We start from the raw sequence: 19,696 nt of genomic DNA, 5'->3' as shown, positions 1-19,696 counted from the left end.
ATCCGCGCGCACAATCGCGCTCTCACGAGCGCAGACGCGAGCGCGTTCGCTATCCGCGCGCACAATCGCGCCCCGACCAGTCACCATTTCCCGCGCACCCGACGAACGGGCGCGCATTCGCGGCGGCCGGGCCCTGGACCCAGGCGCGCACACCGCTGCCCCGAACTGCTCCGGAGCGTTTGCCCCGGCGCAGACGCGCGCGCGTTCGCTATCCGCGCGCGGATTCGCGCCCCGACCGGTCACCATTTCCCGCGCACCCGACGAACGCGCGCGCATTCGCTCGCCGCCAGGTCGAACATCCTCTCCCCGGCGAGGCTTCGTGGGTGTCGACGAGATTCTGTGGCACAGTCGATGTCGATGAAACTCCCCGTCGAACAGCGCCGTATCAGCAGAGTTCTGCTCGATTTCGATCTGAGTATCGAGTTCGACAACGGTGCCAGCATTGCTTTCAGTGAGGTAGTGATCGATGGCCTCACTGTCGATGAAGACAATCAGTTCGAGGGTCTACGAGCCTTCGCAGCACTGCACGGTCTTGTCTGCGAGGACGCAGACTACGACGAAGCCGGTGTTCTCCGTCTGACGTTCGAGGGCAGGCAAAGGGTGGTGGCCGCCCCGCGAGACGAAGTCGAATCCTGGGAGTACAGCGCGACAGATGGTTCGACCGTGTTGTGTGGACCGGGAGGGGCCGTCGAATCGTGGCCCGCACCCGAGCACCCGAAGGCGGAGACCCCGACCGTCGAAAGGCTTCCTTCGATCGGTGCCACTGTGGTCCGACTCTCGACCGGCGACGATCCTGCCGTCGAATTCTCCGACGGCACGAAGCTGTTGTTCGACCTCGCCCTCGACGCCGGCTATCTCGTACTGCGGGAGAGTGTGACGTCGAGCTCCCACTCGGACGGTGCTGTCACAGAGGGAGATTGGGTCGTCGAACTATCCTCGGGTCACGTGATCTTCTACCGGCCGCGCACGGTGTAGGGCTTGCCGAACTGAGTTTCTACACCGGGGGAGTACAGCACCGAGTCGGGTGGCCGAGTACTGACATCGGGTAGGCCTGCCGCAGCGACGAGCTCGTCGGAGCAGTGGGTGAGTTCAGCATCGACCAGCTGCCAGTGTCGGTGCACGTTCGGCACGTAGAGCAATCGCCCGGCCAACGATGTGTGCAAGCCCCACCTCGCGGTGAGGAAGACCGCGAGCGCGTCCTCGGACATATCGCGAGTTCCTCGGACGATTCCGAAGTCGGTCGTGGCACCGCGATGCGGGGGAGCGAGCCGCCGACTTCGATAGCTGATTGTCGTCGTGTCGTCGTCTATGTCGATCGACGACCAGCGATACGGAATGCGAGCGGCATTGGTGCCCAACACGACTGCGAGTCTGGACGCCTCGAGAGATCGGAACACGACGCCGCGTCGACCTTCCGCGTCGATCGAGTACAGGCGCACGTTTATCTCACCGAACGTGCCGAAGTACGGAACGGGGTGACGGTAACCGAGGCCGGCACCGACCATGTGGAAGCCGATCAGCCCGACCCACGACGAGCCGTCGAATTCGTCGGGCGTGCATCCGCGAGGCAACAGCGGGGCGACGGCCGAACTCGGAACTCGCCAATGCAGAAAGACGAGCCGTTCCCAGCGCTGATCCATCAGGATCGGACGAGGCAGCAGCGGCGGCCGCGGCCAGAGGCGTCGGGCATCGTCTCGATTCATGATTCGAGCCTAGGCGCGACGCGTCAGGAGGCCGTGAACCGGGCGTGCACGCTCGCGGAGATCGTGATGTTCTCGGGTTTCAGTGCAAATCCGGCAGGGGTCGACTGCGCGGCGAACATGCGAGCGGAGGGCTCGGCTCCACCATGTTCGGTGGTCCCAGGAAGCAGGCCCGGGTCGGCTATCGCCACAGCGTGCACGCCCGAACGGCCCAGGCTCGATGCATAGGCCTCGGCCTTGGAGACGGCGTCGCGCACAGCGAGTTCTCGGACCGCGAGCGTACGAGCGGTTCTGCTGGATTCGGTGAGGTCCCAGTCGAAGTGGTCGATCGACACTCCCTCCAGTGCAGAGGCTGCGTAGACGAACGCGTCCACCAGATCGAGTTGGCTGAACTGCACCTCCACCGACGCCTCGGCTTGGTAGACGTAAGGGAGTTGTTCTCCGTCGTTGTTGAACGGGCGGTGGCGCGAGTGGCGCACCTGGTCCACCGACCAACGATCGATCGGTCCGCCGTCGCTGTTGTAGAGCGGCTCGACCAGTCTGGTGAGCTCCCGGACGAGTTGCTGAGCGGGTTCGGACGCGGACTCCGCCGTGCGGCCGTCGGTGCGAACGGTGAGCGAGAGTGTGCACTGCTCGGGTGGGTAGGTCGCTGCGCCGTGACCGACGACGGTGATGTCGAGTGCTTCAGGGCTCATGGCGTCCAGTCTGGCATCCACGCGCCGATATTCACCGAACCTCAACAGTGCTGGCCGACGCGTCAGGTGGGGAGGACAATTGCGAGCATGCTTCCCGTTCTGGATCTCGGTCTGGCCGATGACGACCCCCGCTCGTTCGAGCTGTCGCTGCGTGAAGCGGCTCACGGGTCCGGCTTCTTCTATCTCGTCGGACACGGGATCGAGAACGCTCGTATGCACGATGTGCTTCGCATAGCGCGTGAGTTCTTCGCCGTGCCGGACCATGTCAAGGACGAGATCAGTCAGCTGAAGAGCCCGCACTTCCGCGGTTACTCGCGGGTGGGTGGCGAGCTGACCAACGGTCGGGTGGATTGGCGGGAGCAGATCGACATCGGTCCCGAACGTCCGGCAATCGAGGGTGCGGCGGGCTACTGGAATCTTCAGGGCCCCAATCTCTGGCCTTCGCAGCCCGCAGGATTCAGAGAGACGTTCGAGCAGTGGGAACGGACGTTGTCGGGTCTTGGACTCCGGCTGCTTCGGCATTGGGCACACTCCCTGGGAGCGCCCGAGAACGTATTCGACGACGCTTTCGCCACCGCTCCCGCGACACTGATGAAGGTCGTGCGTTACCCGGGTACTTCCGATCATTCGCAGGGCGTCGGTGCGCACAAGGACTCCGGGGTGTTGACGCTGCTGCTCGTCGAGCCGGACTCGACCGGCCTGCAGGTGGAGACGACGCCCGACACATGGATCGATGTGCCGCCGCTGGACGGGGCGTTCATCGTCAACATCGGTGAGCTGTTGGAAGTGGCGACCGGCGGCTATCTACGGGCGACGCGGCATCGGGTGGTCGCGCCCGGGCCCGGCACCGATCGAGTCTCCGTGCCCCACTTCCTGAGCCCCGCCCTCGATGCCGTCGTACCTGTCATCGAACTGCCACCGGAGTTGGCGCTGCAGTCACGAGGCGTCGAGAACGATCCCGACAACCCCATCTATCGCACCTACGGCGAAAACGCGTGGAAGTCCCGAACGCGAGCGCACCCTGACGTGGCGCAGTTGCACCACGGCATTGCCCCAGCAGAGCAACGGTCGACCTACTGACGCCTGCTGCGTCCATGTCGTGACTGTCGGTACTGCGCCCATGCCCCGGTGCACCACAGTGCCCACACGATCAGTAATGGTTGGAACAGCAATCGGATTCCTCGTGCCGTGTCGGAGTCGAGGCCGAAGGCGTTCGTGTGGTTGAAGAACTGCGAGATGTTGCCGGGGAACACCGCGACGAAGAACGCGGCAACAACCCAACCGACGAGCGGCGCGCGAGCAGTCCAGAACAGCAGCGCCAGGCCGAGCACGATCTCCACGACGCCCGATGCCAGCACCACGAAATCGACACTGATCGGCATCCACGTCGGCACCTGAGCGGCGAAGGTGCTGCGCGCCCAGAAGAGGTGGCTGAGCCCGGCGAAGACGAGGAACGCCCCCAACACGACCCGCCCGATGGTGCGAGAAATCGATTTCGTCATGGCGTCATGAGACACCACGGGCACACTGAACACCATGACCGGGAGCGCTTCGACCGACATCGCGCGTCGCCGATGGGTACTGCACGTCGACCTCGATCAGTTCATCGCTGCCGTGGAAGTGCTCCGCAATCCGGATCTGGCGGGCAAGGCAGTGGTGGTCGGCGGCAGGGGAGATCCCACCGAGCGTGGGGTGGTCTCGACCGCCTCCTACGAGGCGCGTGCGAAGGGCGTCGGATCCGGAATGCCATTGCGCGTCGCCGCGAAGAAGATTCCCGACGCGGTCTTCCTCCCCGTGGACAAGCCTGCGTACGACGAGGCGTCGGCGATGGTGATGGACACTCTGCGGACGTTGGGATTCGTCGTCGAGGTGATCGGTTGGGACGAGGCTTTTCTCGGTGTCGAGACCGATGACCCCGAGGGGGTAGCGAAGACAGTGCACGACGCTGTCTTCGACGCGACGGGGCTGCATTGCTCGGTGGGCATCGGAGACAACAAGTTACGAGCCAAGATCGCCACCGACTTCGACAAGCCGCAGGGCGTCTACCGGCTCACACAGGACAACTGGTTCGAGGTGATGGGCGATCGCAGTACCGATGCGCTGTGGGGGATCGGCAAGAAGATCTCGAAGAGGCTGGCCGCCCTCGGCATCTCGACAGTCCGAGAACTTGCCGATGCCGGGGACGTGGACCTCGCCGCCGCGTTCGGACCGAAGATCGGTCCGTGGCTCGGTACGAAAGGACGAGGCATCGACCTCGCACCGGTGACGTCCGAGCCGTGGGTTGCACGGTCTCACAGTCGTGAGGTCACGTTCCAGACGAACGTCGCCGATTGGGCGGTCATCCGAGACGAGGTGGCCGGTTTGACGTCGAAGGTGTTGGCCGACATCGAGGCCGAGAACCGGCCGGCAGTTCGAGCTGCACTGAAGATTCGCTACGCGCCGTTCGAGACGCATACCGTCAGCGCACCGATCGTCGGCGCGCCGACCTTCGATCCGGAGATTCTGACCTCTGCTGCGGTGGCGCTCGTCGATCGCCTCGACCACACGAGAGAGGTTCGATTGATCGGCGTCCGGCTGGAAATGATTCCGCCGCAACCTCTCTGACTACTTGCGGCCCGTTGCCCAGCGCAGTCCCCAGCCGTACTTCTTGTCGAGATCGGCCTGGCTGCCCTGGATGTACTCGACCTCGCGGGTGACGGTGATGCCCGCAGAGGTGTTCTCCAACAACGCGATCGAGCAGATTCGCGCGGAGTTCTCGGCAGAGTCGAGGCGTACCTCTACCTGCGGTCCGCTGGTGGGGTAGAGCGTCACCACTCCGTCCACTGCGGCCCAGTTCGGTGCGCCGTCGTAGATCATCGCGAAGATCAGGATTCGAGCGAACTTCTCGGGATGGGCAAGGTTGATGTGCATGTTCTCGCCGCCGCTGACCGAACCGGAGCGATCGTCACCGTCGAGCGCGATGAACGGGGCATCCTGCAGTGAACCGAAGCTGTTGCCGAGCGCCTGCACGACGCCCTTGGAACCGTCACGCAGTTCGTAGAGGCAGCCGAGGTCGAGATCGACACCGCCGGAGCCGTACGACGCCGCGGCCAACTTGGCCAGGAAGCCCTTCTTCTTCGGCTGTGCCGCGGGTGCGCCGGTCGACCAGTTCAGGTTGACCCGCATCGAACCCTGCTTCTCGCCGGACTTGGTGAGGCTGATCGTCGGTGACGCCTTGGACAGCGTCACTTTGCTCAGGCTGACAGGAGCTCCGGGTTGCTGCGCTGGGTTCTGCCCGGTCGAGGGCTTGCGGGTGTAGTCGATGGCCATGGTCGTGCCTTTCGATCGCGGTGTGCCCGAAATGCCTAGTTGACCCTAACAAACCGACCACCCGTGCCCCGGCCGCTACCTCGGATCGGAGATTTGCGACCGGCGGAACAACTCCACTTGTTCGTCTACGAACGTGTGGTCGTCACGATGAGGTAGGCCGGACACACCGACGAATCCGACTATGCCCACCCTCTGGACAACGATGGGAAGAACCCCGCCCGCAGCTGCGAATTCGTTGTGGGGAAGTCGCGAGTCCGTGTCGAAATCGCGGCCGGTCGAAGTGAAGAGTTCGAGCACGTCCAATGAACTGCGGCCATAGCGCTGCGCGGTGGCGATCTTGCGGTTGAGCCAATGATCGTTCTCCGGATATGACCCGGGGAGCGCGGTGTGAAATGCGCGCTGTTGGCCGTGCACCACCCCGATGACGATCGGGAGCCCGCGTTCGACTGCAGCACTGCGCAACTGGCAGCCCAGGGTCCAGGCGTCGTCGTAATCGAAGGAGGAGAAGTGCACCTGTAGTTCGTCCGGCAGCACGGCGTCGGCGGTGTTCACGCGGTGCTCGATGCCAGCCAGATATTGAGGCCTCCGTCGACTGCGTACTCGTCGATCTCGGCGAGGTCACTGTCGGAGAACTCCGGACTCTGCAGTGCAAGAACGCTGTCGGCGAGTTGGTCTGGGCGTGACACACCGATCAGTACAGACGAGATCTGCGAACGACGAAGTACCCACGCCAGCGCCATCTGGGCGAGCGGCTGACCGCGCCTTTCGGCGATCTTGTTCAGCGCAGTCACGTTGTCCAGGTTTTCCTGCGATAGCATTCCCTCGCGCATCGTCTTGCCTTGTGTGGCGCGTGATCCGTCGGGAATGCCGTCGAGGTACTTGGTCGTCAGCAGCCCCTGTGCCAGCGCTGAGAAGGCAATACAGCCGATTCCCTGGGCGTCGAGAACTTCGAGCAACGACGGCTCGCCGTCCTCGACCCAGCGGTTCAGGAGTGAATACGACGGTTGGTGGATGGCCAGTGGGGTCCCGAGATCACGCAACAACGAGGCCATCTCGACGGTTCGCGCTGCCGAATACGATGAAATGCCGACGTAGCGAGCCCTACCCGAGCGCACAGCGGCGTCGAGTGCGCGCGCTGTTTCCTCCAGCGGGGTATTCGGGTCGAAACGATGACTGTAGAAGATGTCCACGTAGTCGAGCCGGAGGCTGCGCAACGAATGGTCGAGGCTGCCGAGGAGATACTTGGCTCCGCCGCCGCGGCCGTACGGACCCGGAAAGAAGTCGTAACCGGCCTTGGTGGACACCACGATCTCATCCCTGAGATTGGAGAAATCCTCGTGCAAGATGCGCCCGACATTCTTCTCCGCTGACCCCAGCGGCGGACCGTAGCCGTTGGCGAGGTCGAAGTGAGTGATCCCGAGATCGAATGCAGCTCTGATGATCTCACGCTGACGTTGCAGAGGCGTGTCGTCGCCGAAGTTGTGCCACATGCCGAGTGAGACCGCAGGCAACACTAGCCCGGATGCTCCCACGGCACGGTAGTGCATGGATTCGTAACGCGAGGACTTCGGGGTGTAGGCGTCGTCGAGTAGCGAGGGCATGGTTGATCTCCTATCGAACTGCGAGAAGGTTGGAAAGAAGGTCGATTTGGACCTCGTCTTCGAGGGCCGAACCAACGGCTATCACGCTGGCTCCGGCTGAGAGGTAATCGGGGGCATTCCGTGCATTCATGCCCCCGGTGGCTACGAACTTCAACTGTGGGAACGGCCCACTCATCGCCGTGAACCATCCGGGGCCGAGCACCGAGGCGGGGAAGGCCTTGACCCAGCTGAGGCCGAAAGCGGCGGCGAGTTGCACGTCGGTACCGGTTGCAACACCCGGTAGGTGTGGCATGCCTGCGGCGATGCTTGCCTGCGCGACGAGTGGATCGAATCCGGGTGCAACAGTGAAGGCAGCACCTGAATCAAGTGCTCGAACAACATGGTCCGTAGTGACCACGGTGCCCGCTCCCACGGTGAGTCCGCGCTCTCTGGCTGCGTCCGCCACTGCCGAGAGGGCGTCGAGTGCCGCCGCCGATTGGATCGGTACTTCGATGCAGGTGATTCCGGCATCCCAGCCCCGACGAGCGAGTTCGACGGTTCGTTCGGGTGAGAAACCCCGCAGGATTGCCATGACGGGAGTGTTCGTGAACGCTTCGTCGAACCAGGAGTTCGCCTGAGCTACTCCGTATTCCGTGGTCTCCATCCGAGCTCCTTGGATATGTTGTCGGTCACTGTCTTCAGATCGGGCAGCAGAAGACCGAGTGCGGTGAGATCGGCACGGCCCTTGAGGGCTGTGACCGAGACTGCTGCGACGACGCGGTTCGCGGCGTCGCGTACCGGCATTGCGACGCAGTTGACGTAGTCCTCGTATTCGGCGTCGTCCACGGACCAGCCTCGCTCTGCGACGACCGCGAGTTCGTCGTCGAATTGCGCCCGCGAGGTGATCGTGGTGGACGTGTGTTTCTCGAATTCTGCTGCAGCCATTACTGAATCGACCGTCTCGGCATCCTGGAACGCCAGGATTGCTTTACTGACGCCTGCTGTGTGCAGACATACCGATGCGCCGATCTGCGAGAACAATTTGATCATGCCGGGCTGTTCGATCTTGTCCATGTAGATGATCCGATTCGCCTCCAACGCGGCGAGATGGATTGTGTGCGAGCACTGCTCGCCGAGCCCGACGAGGTAGGGGCGCGCTACGTTGGCGAAATCGAACTGTTCGCGGGCGGCATTCGCCAGCCCGGCGAGCCGGTATCCGACGCTGTACTTGCCGTCCTCTCGTCTGCGAGTGAGTCCGTAGTCGGTGAGCGTCTGCAGTACTCGCAGGGCTGTCGATCGGTGTACGTCGAGGTGAGCTGCGACCTCGCTCTGCGTGCGCGGCCGCACGGCGACGTATTCGAGTATCTCGACTGCACGTTCCACGCTCTGCGACATCTGCTGACTCCTGTTCGTACGGGTTCACCCATGAGTGCGGACCCCGGTGATAGCTGGAACGTAGTCGTTGGTACTGGACAACGCTCGTGCGGCAAGGTCGTGTCCCAGAGACAATCGTTCGCGAGCCTCCTTACCAGTCAGCAGGCCCGACAGGTACCCCGCCGCGAACGCATCCCCCGCTCCCACCACTTCGACAACGTCCACTCGGTGTGCCGGCACGAATGTCGCACCCGCCGATGTGATCTCGGTGGCACCGACGTCGCTGTCCTTGACCACGAGTGTCTCCACTCGATGCGGCCCGGCATCCATCAATGTGCCGATGGATCTTGCGTCGGTGGTGCCCCACAGCTCGGCCGACTCGTCTCGGCCGACGAACACCACGTCGGCGCGTCGTGCGAGTTCGAGCAGGATCGGACCGGCCTCCGCTGTGCTCCAGACTCCCGGACGGTAGTTGACGTCGAAGGAGATGCGTGTAGTCGAGCCGACACACAGGTCGAACAATGCGCGCATCATCTCCAGACACGAATCGGACAGCCCGGCGTTGATGCCGGAGACGTGCACCAGAGGTGCCTCTCGCAGCGGTAGGCCGTCCAGGGTTGCGGGAGACATGTGTGAGGCCGCAGACCCTCGCCGGTAGTAATGGACCGTTGTCGCTGTGCCTTTCGGGTCCTTGAAGTACACCCCGGTGGGAGCTTCGTCCGCGAAACGCACGAGGGAGGTGTCGACGCCGTGCGCGGCGATGTCGTCGACGATACGGCGGCCGAGCGGGTCGTTGCCGACGCGGCTGGCCCAGGCGACGTCGTGGCCCAGTTCGGCGAGATACAGGGCGACAGTCGATTCCGCACCGCCCATGTGCAGCGTGAACAGGTCTGCGGACGCAAGAGGTGTCGCGTCGACGGGTGCGACCAGTGTCATGGTCTCACCGATGCAGATGACCTCAGGCATCGATGTCCTCCATGGCCTCGCGGCGGCGGGTCTTCGTGAAGACGGTCCGAATGTGGGGGCCGACGACGGCAAGCACACTGAGCACCAGCAGACCGACCGCGATCGCGCTCGTGTAGATGCTGGCGGCACCGTCGATCAGGAATGCACGGCGAATGTTGCTTTCGGCCAGAGGACCCAGAATGAGCCCGAGTACCAGCGGCCCTGCCGGAAAACCGTTGCGTCGCAACACCAGACCGAGGAGGCCGAACACGAGCATTAGTCCGACGTCGAATGCACTGTTCTGTACGGCATAGGTGCCGACCATGCAGAACGTGATGATCACGGCCCACAGGTACTGCTGGGGGAGATCCAGCAGCTTGATGACACCGCGCATGCGGACCAGTGCCAATGCGAGGGCGGCGAAGGTGGCGAGCAGCATGATCGCAGCGAGGCTGTAGACGAGATCGGGTGAGTTGACGAACAGCGCCGGGCCGGGTTGCAGGCCCCAGATCACCATCGATCCGATCATGACCGCCATGACGGCATCTCCCGGAACACCGAGTGCCAGAGTGGTTGTCACCGATCCGCCCATGGTCGCGGTACTTGCGGTATCCGCCGCGGCGAGTCCCTCGATTGAGCCCTTGCCGAACTTCTCCGGTGTCTTCGATGCACGCCGCGCTTGGTCCCAGGAGACGATTCCGGCGATGTCGCCGCCTGCTGCGGGAACCACACCGACTACTGCGCCGACGCCGGAGCCGATCATGGCCGGTTTGATCAATTCACGTCGCTCGGCCTTGTCCGGCCACCACTTGCCGAGTTGTGTGATGGGCGTCGGGATCATGTTGGGGTGCCGAGTGATCATCTGGTTGAACACCTCTGCGATGCCGAACAGTCCGACGATCGCGGCGATGAACGGAATGCCGGAGCTCAGTTCGTTCATCCCGAACGTGAAACGTCCGTCGCCAGTGATCGGGTCACGGCCGATGGCCCCGAACAGGAGTCCGAGTACACCGGCGAACAATCCTTTGACTACGCGTCCGCCGGATACACCGATCATCATCGTCATTCCGAAGACGACGAGTGCGAACATCTCCGCCGGGCCGAACTCCAGCGCGATACTGGCGATGGGTTGTGCGGCGAAGATCAGAATACAGATGCCCACGACCGAGCCGACGGCCGAAACCAACGCCGAGCTGGTCAGAGCAACTCCGGCGCGGCCTTGTTTGGCCATCGGAAATCCGTCGAACGTCGTCGCGATGGAGGCCGGGGTGCCGGGGGTGTTGATCAGGATCGCCGGGACGCGGTCGCCGAACTGCGCCGCGACGTAGATGGACAGTAGAACCGAAAGGCCCTGCAGCGGTTCGAGTGTGAGGGTGAAGCCGGCGGCGAGAGCGACGGCCATAGCGGCGGTGATACCGGGAACTGCACCGACGAGGGTGCCGAGGAGGACACCGACCAGCAGGCACAGACCAATGCTCGGATCGAGTAGTGCGCCCAGGCCTTCCGCGACCGCGCTCACAGTGGAACCTGCAACAACAAGCCGAAGATCAGCCACAGAATTGCGGTGGTGACGATCGGGAACACGGCGAGAGCTTTGACGCCGCGACCGCCCGAGATCGCTGTGATGGCTGCCAGTAAGAAGACGGTGACGAGCCGGAAGTCCAGGTACTGCCAGGCAGATCCGTAGACGACGATGGTCGCGAGCGTCGCTGCCAGCACGAACCCGCCGGATGCAGTGATGGGCGGTTCGTCCGAAGTGATACGGCTGAGAAGGGACTGCAGCGCCAAACCGAGTCCGATGACGATCATCGCGACGGCAAGGGCTGTGGGCCACCAGCGCGGTCCGAACTGTTGCCCTTCGCGGGCGACGTCGATGCGGCTGGTCATGACGTAGACGAGTACGCCCAGGGCGATGACCGAGACGGCGACAGCCACCTCGTACGATCGCCGGTTGGGGGAGCGCGGGGTATCCGCACCTGCGTCTTCCACCATCTGATCGACGGTGGGTAGGTCTCGGGTGGTCATTCCTGGGCCGCCAACTCCGCGAAGCGATCGGATTCGGATCCCACGAACGAGGTGGTCTCGCCGGCCGGACGGTAGAGCGGCAGATTGCCGCCGGATTCGATCAGATCGATGTATTCGTCTGTGGCCGAGGCCGTCTCGATGGACTGCTCCAGCTTCGTGGCAACATCCTCGGGCAGGCCGGTCGGCGCCGCGATGACGGCCCAGCTGCCGATCACCACATCGAGCCCGAGTTCGGTGGCGGTGGGGACCCCGGGAAGTGCGGGTGCCTGGTCCTCGGTGAACACGGCGAGTACACGCAGGCGTCCGTCGGAATGCGCCGGTGCAGTTTCGCCGATGCCTGCGACCACTGCATCCACCTGAGATCCGATTGCAGCGGTCACCGCGGGTGCGCCACCGTCGAACGGGACTCCGGTGAACTCGACACCGGCTACGCGGCCGAGCTCGACAGCCCCTGCCTCCCAGATGGACCCAGGTCCGGCATTGGACACGGTGATGGAACCGGGGTCTGCGCCGGCTGCGGCTATCAGATCATCGAGGGTCTGATAGGGGCTGCTCGCGGGCACTGCGATGGTGCCGGGTTGGGAATTGACCTGGCCGAGAAAGTCGTAGGCCGCCGGGTCGATGGAATAACCCTGATGGCCGAGCAAGCTCACCTCGACTGGAAGAACGCCGATCGTGTAACCGTCGGCGTCCTGGTCGGCGAGATACTGCATGCCGATGGAACCCGCTCCGCCAGGCCGATTTTCGACGATGACACTGACGCCCAGGTCGGCTTCCATCTGCTTGCCCAGCGTGCGTGCGGTGAGGTCTGTTGCGCCACCTGCGGACGTCGGCGTCAGCAGGGTGATGTTGCCGCTCGGATACGTTTCGCCGTCGCCACCTCCCGATGAGCGGTCGGCGCAGCCGGCGACTCCGCCGATGAGTAGTACTGCCGCGGCACTGCTGCCGACGGCGACCCTGACGGTGCGGGAGCGGAACGTGAATGTGGGCACGGGGTCCTCCGGGGGTGAGGTGCATCTGGTGGATGGCGAAGCTTCTGTTGCGCTGTATGCAACAGCGTTGCTGGCTGTGCACACAGAGTAACTCATGTGTGACCCCCGGCATAGACTTTCTTTACTGTGATGGAGCGCGCTGCGCTGTCGAGGTCGAGCCGATCGAACCACCGACAGAAAAATCGGCGCGACGGGTGAGACCTCGAAGGGCCACCCATCGCGCCGATGTCTCGGGCGCCGATTCGATCTACGGCCGTGGCACGTTGCGCAGATTCGACTTGGCCATCCGGACTGCCTCGCCGACGCCACCGTTGAGCACGACCTTGCTCATCGCGAGCGCGAATCCCTTGATCTGCTCCCCGGTGATGGTCGGCGGCACCGACAGCGCCATCGGGTCGGTGATCAGCTGGACCAGTGCCGGACCGTCGACCGCAAAAGCGGTTTCGAGTGCACTGCGAATGTCACCGGGCTGTTCGACGCGTTGTGCGTGAATGCCCGCTGCGGCAGCGATGCCGGTGTAGTCGACCGGCGGCACGTCGACGCCGAAGTCGGGCAGACCGTCGACGAGCATCTCGGCCTTGACCATGCCGAGCGTGGAATTGTCGAACAGCACGATCTTGACCGGCAGCTTGTACATCGCCACGGTCAGGAGCTCGGAAAGCAGCATCGAGAACCCGCCGTCGCCGGAGATCGAGACGACCTGGCGGCCCGGGTTGGCGAACTGCGCGCCGATGGCGTGCGGCAAGGCATTGGCCATCGAACCGTGCAGCATCGACGCGACGAAAGCCCTTCTGCCGGTCGGGTTGATGTAGCGCGCGGTCCACACGTTGCACATGCCGGTGTCCGTGGTGAACACCGCGTCGTCGGCGGCAAGGTCGTCGAGCACCGACGCGGCGTATTCGGGGTGGATGGGAACGAGCTTCTCGGCGTTGCGGGTGTATGCGCCGATCGTCTTGCCCATGAGGTCGTTGTGCTTGTCCACCCACTTCTCCACGTACCGGCGGTCGGTCTTGCGAGTGACCAACGGCTGCAACGCATTCAACGTCGCGAGAACATCACCGTGAATCGGGTACTGCACCGAGGTTCGGCGTCCGAGCTTCGTCGGATCGATATCGATCTGTGCGGTGGTGACGTCCTCCGGCAGGAACTGCTGGTACGGAAAATCGGTGCCGAGCAGGATGAGCAGATCTGCGTCGTGGATGCCTGCATGGGCTGCGCCGTACCCGAGCAAGCCCGTCATTCCGACGTCGTACGGGTTGTCGTACTGGATGAACTCCTTGCCACGCAACGAATGTCCGACGGGAGCGCCGATCGTGTCGGCGAACGCGACCACTTCGTCGTGGGCACCCTTGACGCCGTAGCCGGCGAAGATGGCAACCTTCTCGGCGTTGTTGATGGCGTCGGCGAGCTTCTGGATGTCCGCCGCAGGAGGTGTGACGACCGGTGTGGACGGAACGGCAATGGGATCCATCGTGCCGGACGCCGACAGCTCGGCGATATCGCCGGGGAGTGTCACGACCGACACCCCGCCGCCGGTGATGGAGGCGTTGATCGCCGCGCGGAACACCCGGGGAGCCTGGTCGGCAGTGGAGACGAATTCGTTGTAGAGCGAGCATTCACCGAACAGGCGGTCGGGGTGCGTTTCCTGGAAATAGCCCGAGCCGATCTCGCTGCTGGGAATATGCGACGCGATCGCCAGAACCGGTGCGCCGGAACGGTGTGCGTCGTACAGGCCGTTGATCAGATGGAGGTTCCCGGGCCCGCACGAACCCGCGCAGACGGCCAACGTGCCGGTGGTCTGCGCGTCGGCCGAAGCAGCGAACGCTGCGGCCTCCTCGTGTCGGACATGAATCCAGTCGATGCCGCCCTTGGCCGATCCGCCGGTACGGCGCACCGCGTCGACCACCGGATTGAGACTGTCGCCGACGATGCCGTAGATGCGCTGAACGCCGGCGTCGACGAGTCCTCGAACGAGTTGATCGGCCACTGTGGTGGGCATGTCACTGTCTCCTCAAAATTCGGTGACGCACCGATGTGCCTCGGCTACGCCTTCTCGACGCCTTCCCTGGACCGAGGGTCTGCCAAACATGGAAGTGCACGTCGGTGGGGGCCGTCAAGAGGAAAGCGCTGGTCAAGCCCCGTGGCGATCTCCGTCACGTCGCACTACGCCCACCGATGACTGCGGTTACCCGCGGACCGGCGAGAACTGTGTCGGTGCAGTTCGCCCCGGGACCGTGGAGTCGCGGACGACCAGCGTCGGTGTGAGTGCCACCGAGGACACCGGCAGCCCGTGGGTGACGGCCAACAGCATTTCGGCTGCGCGTGTGCCGATTTCGCGGTGGGGACTGTGAATTGTCGTCAAGGGCACCGTCAGTTCGCTGCAGATCGAGATGTCGTTGTAGCCGACGACCGCAATGTCGCGTCCCGGCTGCAACTGCGCTTCGCGCAGGACTCCGAGGACTCCGATGGCACTGAAATCGTTGGTCGCGAAGATCGCGGTCGGAGGTGTCGGTAACGCCAGAAGTGCTGTGGCCCCGCGTCGTCCGGCCTCGGGATCGAAGCCCTCTTCCCGTACGTACTCGTCGGGAACGTCGATGCCTGCATCGCGGAGGGCAGCTCGGCAGCCCTCCGATCGGTCGATTCCGGTGCTGGCCCACGCCGGGCCGGACACGATCCCCACTCGGGTGTGGCCGAGCCTGGCCAAGTGCTCGCCGGCAAGGTAGCCGCCCCGATGGTCGTCGCACGTCACCGAGGTCATCCCCGGGTATCTACGGCTGATGAGCACGAACTTGATTCCTCGGCGGTGGAGGTCCTCGAGGTTCTCGCTGTCGAGGCGAGCGTCACCGAAGATGAGGCCGTCGACGTTGCGGCCGAGCAACAGGTCGATGCGTCGACGTTGCTGAATCGGATCGTCGTGGGTGTTGGCGACGAAGGTCTCGTACCCGGCACGGTTCGCTGTCTCTTCGATGGCGTCGTACATCGCCGAGAGCACCACGTCGGTCAATCGCGGGACGAGTACTCCGAACGCGGTGGACTTCTTGGTGGTCAAGCTCGCCGCATTGGGGTTGGGGACGTACTCCATCTCGCGGGCCAGCTCGAACAATCGCAGATCTCCTGCGCTGGCACCGGCCGGGTCGAGCGCGACGCGTCGGAGAGCTCGGGAAACGGTCGAGACATGTACTCCCGCAGCAGCTGCGACCGTTTTGAGCGTGACGCTTCCCGACGTAGTGCTGTCCACTGGCGGTTCCCCTCGATCCTCCGTCGGCGCTGCCCCGACCCCTGATGACCCCTAAGCTAGCACCGTGCGCAATCGTTTGCGCAACAAGTTGCTCTCGAGGAACGGACATTCGATGACAGGTTTGGGTGGTCTCAATCCATCGCCGACGTCGCTCACGCTCGGCCTGGTTCAACAGCAGGTTCCGCTGATCACCAGCATGGCCGACGTGGATGCGACGACCGATCGCGTGTGCAGTCAGTTGCGTGAGGCGAAGGCCGGCTTCTCGGCCCTGGATCTCGTGGTGTTCCCGGAGTATTCGCTGCACGGCTTACGCAAGTCCTCGTGGGCATCCGACGAGGTGATGTGCGATATGGACGGTCCGCAGGTGGAGCGATTGCGCGACGCGTGCCGTGAGTCGGCAGTGTGGGGGTGTTTCAGCATCATGGAACGCAACCCCGGCGGAGCGCCGTTCAACTCCGGAATCATCGTCGACGACCGAGGCGACATAGCCCTGTACGTCCGCAAACTCCATCCCTGGACGCCCAAGGAGCCCTGGGAGCCAGGCGATATGGGTCTGCCGGTCTGCCCGGGGCCCAAGGGCTCGGTTCTGTCGTTGTTGATCTGTCATGACGGGATGTTCCCCGAAGTCGCCAGGGAGGCGAGCTACCGCGGTGCGAACGTGCTGCTGCGCACGGCGGGGTACAAGTTTCCGCTGCGGCAGTCCTGGCGTATCACCAACGAGGCCAATGCCTTTCATAACTTGGCGTACACGGCATCGGTGTGTCTGGCGGGGGAGGACGGCAACGGCATCCCGTCGATGGGCGAGGCGATGGTGTGCGACTACGAAGGAACCATCGTCGAGCGCGGCGATTCGACACCCGATCGAGTGGTGACCGTGTCGATCGAACCGGCCAGGGCCGATGCGGCACGTCGAGAATGGGGAGTCGAGAACAACATCTACCAACTGGGACATCGCGGGTTCACTGCCCTGGCCGGTGGCGCGCAGGACTGCCCGTACACCTACGTTCGCGACCTGGCCGACGGAACCTATCGACTGCCGTGGGAGGACGAGGTGCGCATCGTCGACGGGACGTCGGAGGGGTACGGGCCCCCGCGTAGACCCGACAGTGCGACCGATTCGGCGCGGGCCGGTCTGCGCGGCGAGTAAGGCGGAGGTTACGCGGCCGGTGCCCGTGTAACGGTGCCATTAATTGGTTCCGGATTTGTCGTTCAAAGCTCGACATCGAGCTCGAAACCCCTCTATCGTCAGAGCAACGCAATCGGTTGCACGACCGGTTGCACAGCAAGCGAAAGAAGGCTCGTTTCGATGACTTCCCAGGTAGGCGACTCTCTGGAGCTCACGGATCGCACCCGCCACGACATCGATTCGATGTCTTCGGGGGATGTGTACAAACTGCTGTCCTGCGCGGTGCAACCTCGTCCGATCGCGTGGATCTCGACCGTCTCCGGCGACGGCGTTCGCAACCTGGCACCGTTCAGCTTCTTCAACGTCGCCTCGCGCAATCCGGCGACGCTGATGATCTCCATCGGCGAGCGCATCGGGTCCCCCGGAGAGCTCAAGGACACGTTGGTCAACATTCGCGACACCGGCGAATTCGTCGTCAACATCCCGTCCGCCGACACCGTGGATGCGGTGACCGCGAGTTTCGCCACCGTCGATGCGGAGATCGACGAGTTCGAGCTCTCGCAGATGACCGCGGTGCCGTCGGTCTCGGTCTCGGCTCCGTCGGTCCTCGAATCCCTGGTATCGCTCGAATGCCGAACGTTGCAGGAAATCACCCTCGGCTCGGACACCCTGGTACTCGGGACCGTGACGACAGTGACCAGCAGGCCCGGGTTGCTCACCAGCGACCTGCATGTCGACACACTCCAACACCGATTCCTCGGCAGGTTGGCAGGCCCGTTCTACACCACCGACATGAACCGAGTGGCGCAATGACCACGTCGGCCCGCCTGCGCGGCGTCGACACCGAGCCGGTCGTCGACACTTTCGATATCGCTGTGGTGCAGACCGGTTCGCGGACCGGTGCCTGGCAGCAGAACATCGATGCAGTGGCTGCAGAAGTGCGTACGCTCGCCGCCGCCGGGTCCAAGCTGATCGTCCTACCCGAATTGTTCGCCAGCGGTTACGATCTCGACGATCTCGATTCGATGGCCGAGTCGGTACCCGGTCGTACATCGATCGCACTCGGTGAGCTCGCTGCCGATACCGATACGGTTCTGGTGACGGCAATCGTGTTTCGTGACTCCGCAGGAGGCGTCTTCGACAGCTCGCTCGTCGTGGGTCCGGACGGCCTGCTGGCGTTGGGACACAAGCGTTTTCTCTGGGACCGAGAGAAATCGGTGTTCACTCCCGGAGCAGAGAGCGGACTGCTGGTCAGCACTCCGTTCGGCACCATCGGCGTCGTGATCTGCTACGAGGCAGGCTTTCCCGAGACGGTCCGCGATCTGGTCCAGCGAGGAGCCGATGTGATCGCCGTGCCGTCCGCATTCGGGCACGTTCGCCTGCACGTGTGGAAGCTGCTGACCCGGTCCCGTGCACTCGAGAACGGCGTCGTCGTTGCGGCCGCCGGACTCACCGGACAGACCGGCGACGGCCCACGGTTCGCGGGTCACAGCGTCATCGTCGGACCGCAGGGGCGCACCATCGTCGAGATGGACGAGGGCGTCGGATCGGTATCGGCCACAGTGACTCGACGCGAGTTGCTCGACGCACGCGACGAAGTGCCCTATCTGAAAGACCTTGCCCGACTGGGCGGTATCACCGAGACACGTACGACCGAGAACGATCACGAGAGGAACCGAGATGTTCGATCTGCGATCAGCTGATCTGTTGCGCGCATTCACCCGTCAGCTCGAGCTGTGCAAAGTTCGGCCCGGAGAGCAGGTGGTGATTCTCGCGGAACCGTCGAGCCGCGGTGATTACATCTCGGCTGCCTTCGGTGCGGCCCAGAGCCTGGGTGCCCAGGTGCTCGCGGCAACGGTGCCCGGCGGCAGTCCGGCGCCGATGCCGAGCACCCACACCGGGGCAGGCCCCGGCCTGGTGTCGGTCATGAACAGTTCGGTGGCTCAGGACATGCTCAAGGGCGCGGACCTCGTGGTCGACCTCACCAGTGAAGGCTTCATCCACGCGCCCATCCAGCAGGAGATCCTGGCCGCCGGAACGCGCATCATCTTCGTCTGCGACGCCCCGGACGTGTTGATCCGCAACATGCCCCAGGACGGCGACAAGGAGCGAGTGCAGGCGGGCGTCGATCTGATTCGCAACGGTTCGACCATGCGCATCACCAACGAGGCCGGCACCGATCTCACCGTGCAACTGAGCAATTCGCAGCCCGAGTTCCAGGTGGGCTTCGCCGACGACAAGGGCCGCTGGGATCATTGGCCGTCGACGATGGTGCTGTGCTGGCCGGAGATCTCCAACGGAAAGATCGTGCTGTCCGAGGGCGACATCTTGTTGCCGTTCAAGGAGTACGTCCGAGACGAGACGACGCTGACTGTCACCAACGGTCACATCGACGAGGTCACCGGCGGCGGCGAGGCGGCGCTGCTGAACATGTTCTTCGCCGACTCCAACGACAAGTGGGCGCGCTACCTGTCCCACATGGGCTGGGGACTGATGAAGACCGGCGACTGGTTCGCGGCCGCGATGTACGGCAAGGACGACATCATGGGCATGGACGCCCGCGCGTTCGCCGGCAGCTTCCTGTGGTCCACCGGCCCGCACCCTGTCCTCGGCCGAGACTCCTACGCACACCTCGACATCGGAATGCGCGCCTGCACCGTGTCCATCGACGGCATCGATGTCGTCACCGAGGGTCGATTGGTGGAGAGCTGA

The 19,696-nt window shown here is 63.9% G+C and carries 21 protein-coding genes; 7 read left to right on the top strand and 14 right to left on the bottom strand.

The window, feature by feature from the left end:
• Nucleotides 1-357 precede the first annotated feature (357 nt).
• Complete coding sequence (locus tag CH283_RS27885) at nt 358-975, top strand: DUF6188 family protein (RefSeq protein WP_176460546.1); 618 nt, start codon at nt 358-360, stop codon at nt 973-975.
• Here CH283_RS27885 and CH283_RS27880 read toward each other — a convergent pair.
• Together CH283_RS27880 and CH283_RS27875 are read right to left on the bottom strand one after the other, a co-directional pair.
• Complete coding sequence (locus tag CH283_RS27880) at nt 954-1,703, bottom strand: YqjF family protein (protein WP_255183387.1); 750 nt, start codon at nt 1,701-1,703, stop codon at nt 954-956. The two genes, CH283_RS27885 and CH283_RS27880, sit on opposite strands and share 22 nt — an antisense overlap.
• A gap of 23 nt (nt 1,704-1,726) precedes the next feature.
• The gene (locus tag CH283_RS27875; protein ID WP_094640029.1) at nt 1,727-2,395 is read right to left on the bottom strand and encodes an SIMPL domain-containing protein; all 669 of its coding nucleotides are present in this window, start codon (nt 2,393-2,395) and stop codon (nt 1,727-1,729) included.
• A gap of 87 nt (nt 2,396-2,482) precedes the next feature.
• On the opposite strand from CH283_RS27875, the gene CH283_RS27870 reads away from it, so the two are divergent.
• Entirely contained in the window at nt 2,483-3,475 is a 993-nt protein-coding gene (locus tag CH283_RS27870; protein WP_094639838.1) for an isopenicillin N synthase family dioxygenase, read from the top strand.
• Here the strand turns inward: CH283_RS27870 and CH283_RS27865 are convergent.
• The gene (locus CH283_RS27865) at nt 3,469-3,897 is read right to left on the bottom strand and encodes a DoxX family protein (RefSeq protein WP_217901147.1); all 429 of its coding nucleotides are present in this window, start codon (nt 3,895-3,897) and stop codon (nt 3,469-3,471) included. The genes CH283_RS27870 and CH283_RS27865 overlap by 7 nt on opposite strands.
• Before the next feature lie 34 nt (nt 3,898-3,931).
• Here CH283_RS27865 and CH283_RS27860 point away from each other — a divergent pair, with 34 nt between their 5' ends.
• Nucleotides 3,932-4,999, top strand: a complete 1,068-nt coding sequence (locus CH283_RS27860; RefSeq protein ID WP_094639839.1) for a DNA polymerase IV — start codon at nt 3,932-3,934, stop codon at nt 4,997-4,999.
• Here CH283_RS27860 and CH283_RS27855 read toward each other — a convergent pair whose 3' ends face one another.
• The 11 genes from CH283_RS27855 to CH283_RS27805 all read right to left on the bottom strand — a co-directional run bounded on the left by CH283_RS27855 (nt 5,000) and on the right by CH283_RS27805 (nt 15,858).
• On the bottom strand, nt 5,000-5,704 hold the full coding sequence (locus tag CH283_RS27855) for a TerD family protein (RefSeq protein WP_094639840.1): 705 nt from the start codon (nt 5,702-5,704) through the stop codon (nt 5,000-5,002).
• Between the two features lie 75 nt (nt 5,705-5,779).
• Nucleotides 5,780-6,256 (bottom strand): heme-degrading domain-containing protein, encoded by a 477-nt coding sequence (locus CH283_RS27850; RefSeq protein ID WP_255183386.1) that lies wholly within the window; start codon nt 6,254-6,256, stop codon nt 5,780-5,782.
• Nucleotides 6,253-7,305: an L-glyceraldehyde 3-phosphate reductase gene (mgrA, locus tag CH283_RS27845; RefSeq protein WP_094639842.1), complete on the bottom strand. Its 1,053-nt coding sequence runs from the start codon at nt 7,303-7,305 to the stop codon at nt 6,253-6,255. The genes CH283_RS27850 and mgrA overlap by 4 nt, the downstream gene beginning before the upstream one ends.
• A gap of 10 nt (nt 7,306-7,315) precedes the next feature.
• Nucleotides 7,316-7,948, bottom strand: a complete 633-nt coding sequence (locus CH283_RS27840; RefSeq protein WP_094639843.1) for a bifunctional 4-hydroxy-2-oxoglutarate aldolase/2-dehydro-3-deoxy-phosphogluconate aldolase — start codon at nt 7,946-7,948, stop codon at nt 7,316-7,318.
• Nucleotides 7,924-8,679, bottom strand: a complete 756-nt coding sequence (locus CH283_RS27835; protein ID WP_094639844.1) for an IclR family transcriptional regulator — start codon at nt 8,677-8,679, stop codon at nt 7,924-7,926. Before CH283_RS27835 ends, CH283_RS27840 begins: the two co-directional genes overlap by 25 nt.
• A gap of 24 nt (nt 8,680-8,703) precedes the next feature.
• Nucleotides 8,704-9,624 carry a sugar kinase gene (locus CH283_RS27830; protein WP_094639845.1) on the bottom strand — a complete coding sequence of 307 codons (921 nt, stop codon included), beginning with the start codon at nt 9,622-9,624 and terminating at the stop codon, nt 8,704-8,706.
• Nucleotides 9,617-11,122, bottom strand: coding sequence for a tripartite tricarboxylate transporter permease (locus CH283_RS27825; RefSeq protein ID WP_094639846.1), 1,506 nt, complete (start codon nt 11,120-11,122; stop codon nt 9,617-9,619). The genes CH283_RS27830 and CH283_RS27825 overlap by 8 nt, the downstream gene beginning before the upstream one ends.
• Nucleotides 11,119-11,628 carry a tripartite tricarboxylate transporter TctB family protein gene (locus tag CH283_RS27820; RefSeq protein ID WP_094639847.1) on the bottom strand — a complete coding sequence of 170 codons (510 nt, stop codon included), beginning with the start codon at nt 11,626-11,628 and terminating at the stop codon, nt 11,119-11,121. The genes CH283_RS27825 and CH283_RS27820 overlap by 4 nt, the downstream gene beginning before the upstream one ends.
• Nucleotides 11,625-12,620 (bottom strand): tripartite tricarboxylate transporter substrate binding protein, encoded by a 996-nt coding sequence (locus tag CH283_RS27815; RefSeq protein WP_255183385.1) that lies wholly within the window; start codon nt 12,618-12,620, stop codon nt 11,625-11,627. Before CH283_RS27815 ends, CH283_RS27820 begins: the two co-directional genes overlap by 4 nt.
• Nucleotides 12,621-12,867: 247 nt before the next feature.
• Nucleotides 12,868-14,619 carry a pyruvate dehydrogenase gene (locus tag CH283_RS27810; RefSeq protein ID WP_094639849.1) on the bottom strand — a complete coding sequence of 584 codons (1,752 nt, stop codon included), beginning with the start codon at nt 14,617-14,619 and terminating at the stop codon, nt 12,868-12,870.
• A 186-nt stretch (nt 14,620-14,805) separates the two neighbouring features.
• On the bottom strand, nt 14,806-15,858 hold the full coding sequence (locus CH283_RS27805; RefSeq protein WP_094639850.1) for a LacI family DNA-binding transcriptional regulator: 1,053 nt from the start codon (nt 15,856-15,858) through the stop codon (nt 14,806-14,808).
• Nucleotides 15,859-15,970: 112 nt separating this feature from the next.
• Here CH283_RS27805 and CH283_RS27800 point away from each other — a divergent pair, with 112 nt between their 5' ends.
• The 4 genes from CH283_RS27800 to CH283_RS27785 all read left to right on the top strand — a co-directional run bounded on the left by CH283_RS27800 (nt 15,971) and on the right by CH283_RS27785 (nt 19,696).
• A complete protein-coding gene (locus tag CH283_RS27800) occupies nt 15,971-17,005 on the top strand; it encodes a formamidase (protein WP_094640031.1) in 1,035 nt (344 codons plus the stop codon).
• A 159-nt stretch (nt 17,006-17,164) separates the two neighbouring features.
• Nucleotides 17,165-17,797 (top strand): flavin reductase family protein, encoded by a 633-nt coding sequence (locus CH283_RS27795; protein WP_094639851.1) that lies wholly within the window; start codon nt 17,165-17,167, stop codon nt 17,795-17,797.
• On the top strand, nt 17,794-18,687 hold the full coding sequence (locus CH283_RS27790) for a carbon-nitrogen hydrolase family protein (RefSeq protein WP_176460545.1): 894 nt from the start codon (nt 17,794-17,796) through the stop codon (nt 18,685-18,687). Before CH283_RS27795 ends, CH283_RS27790 begins: the two co-directional genes overlap by 4 nt.
• Nucleotides 18,665-19,696 (top strand): hypothetical protein, encoded by a 1,032-nt coding sequence (locus CH283_RS27785; protein ID WP_094639853.1) that lies wholly within the window; start codon nt 18,665-18,667, stop codon nt 19,694-19,696. Before CH283_RS27790 ends, CH283_RS27785 begins: the two co-directional genes overlap by 23 nt.

This window comes from Rhodococcus sp. 05-2254-2 (assembly GCF_002259095.1).
GTDB lineage: Bacteria > Actinomycetota > Actinomycetes > Mycobacteriales > Mycobacteriaceae > Rhodococcoides.
This window is presented reverse-complemented; position numbering and strand designations above follow the sequence as displayed.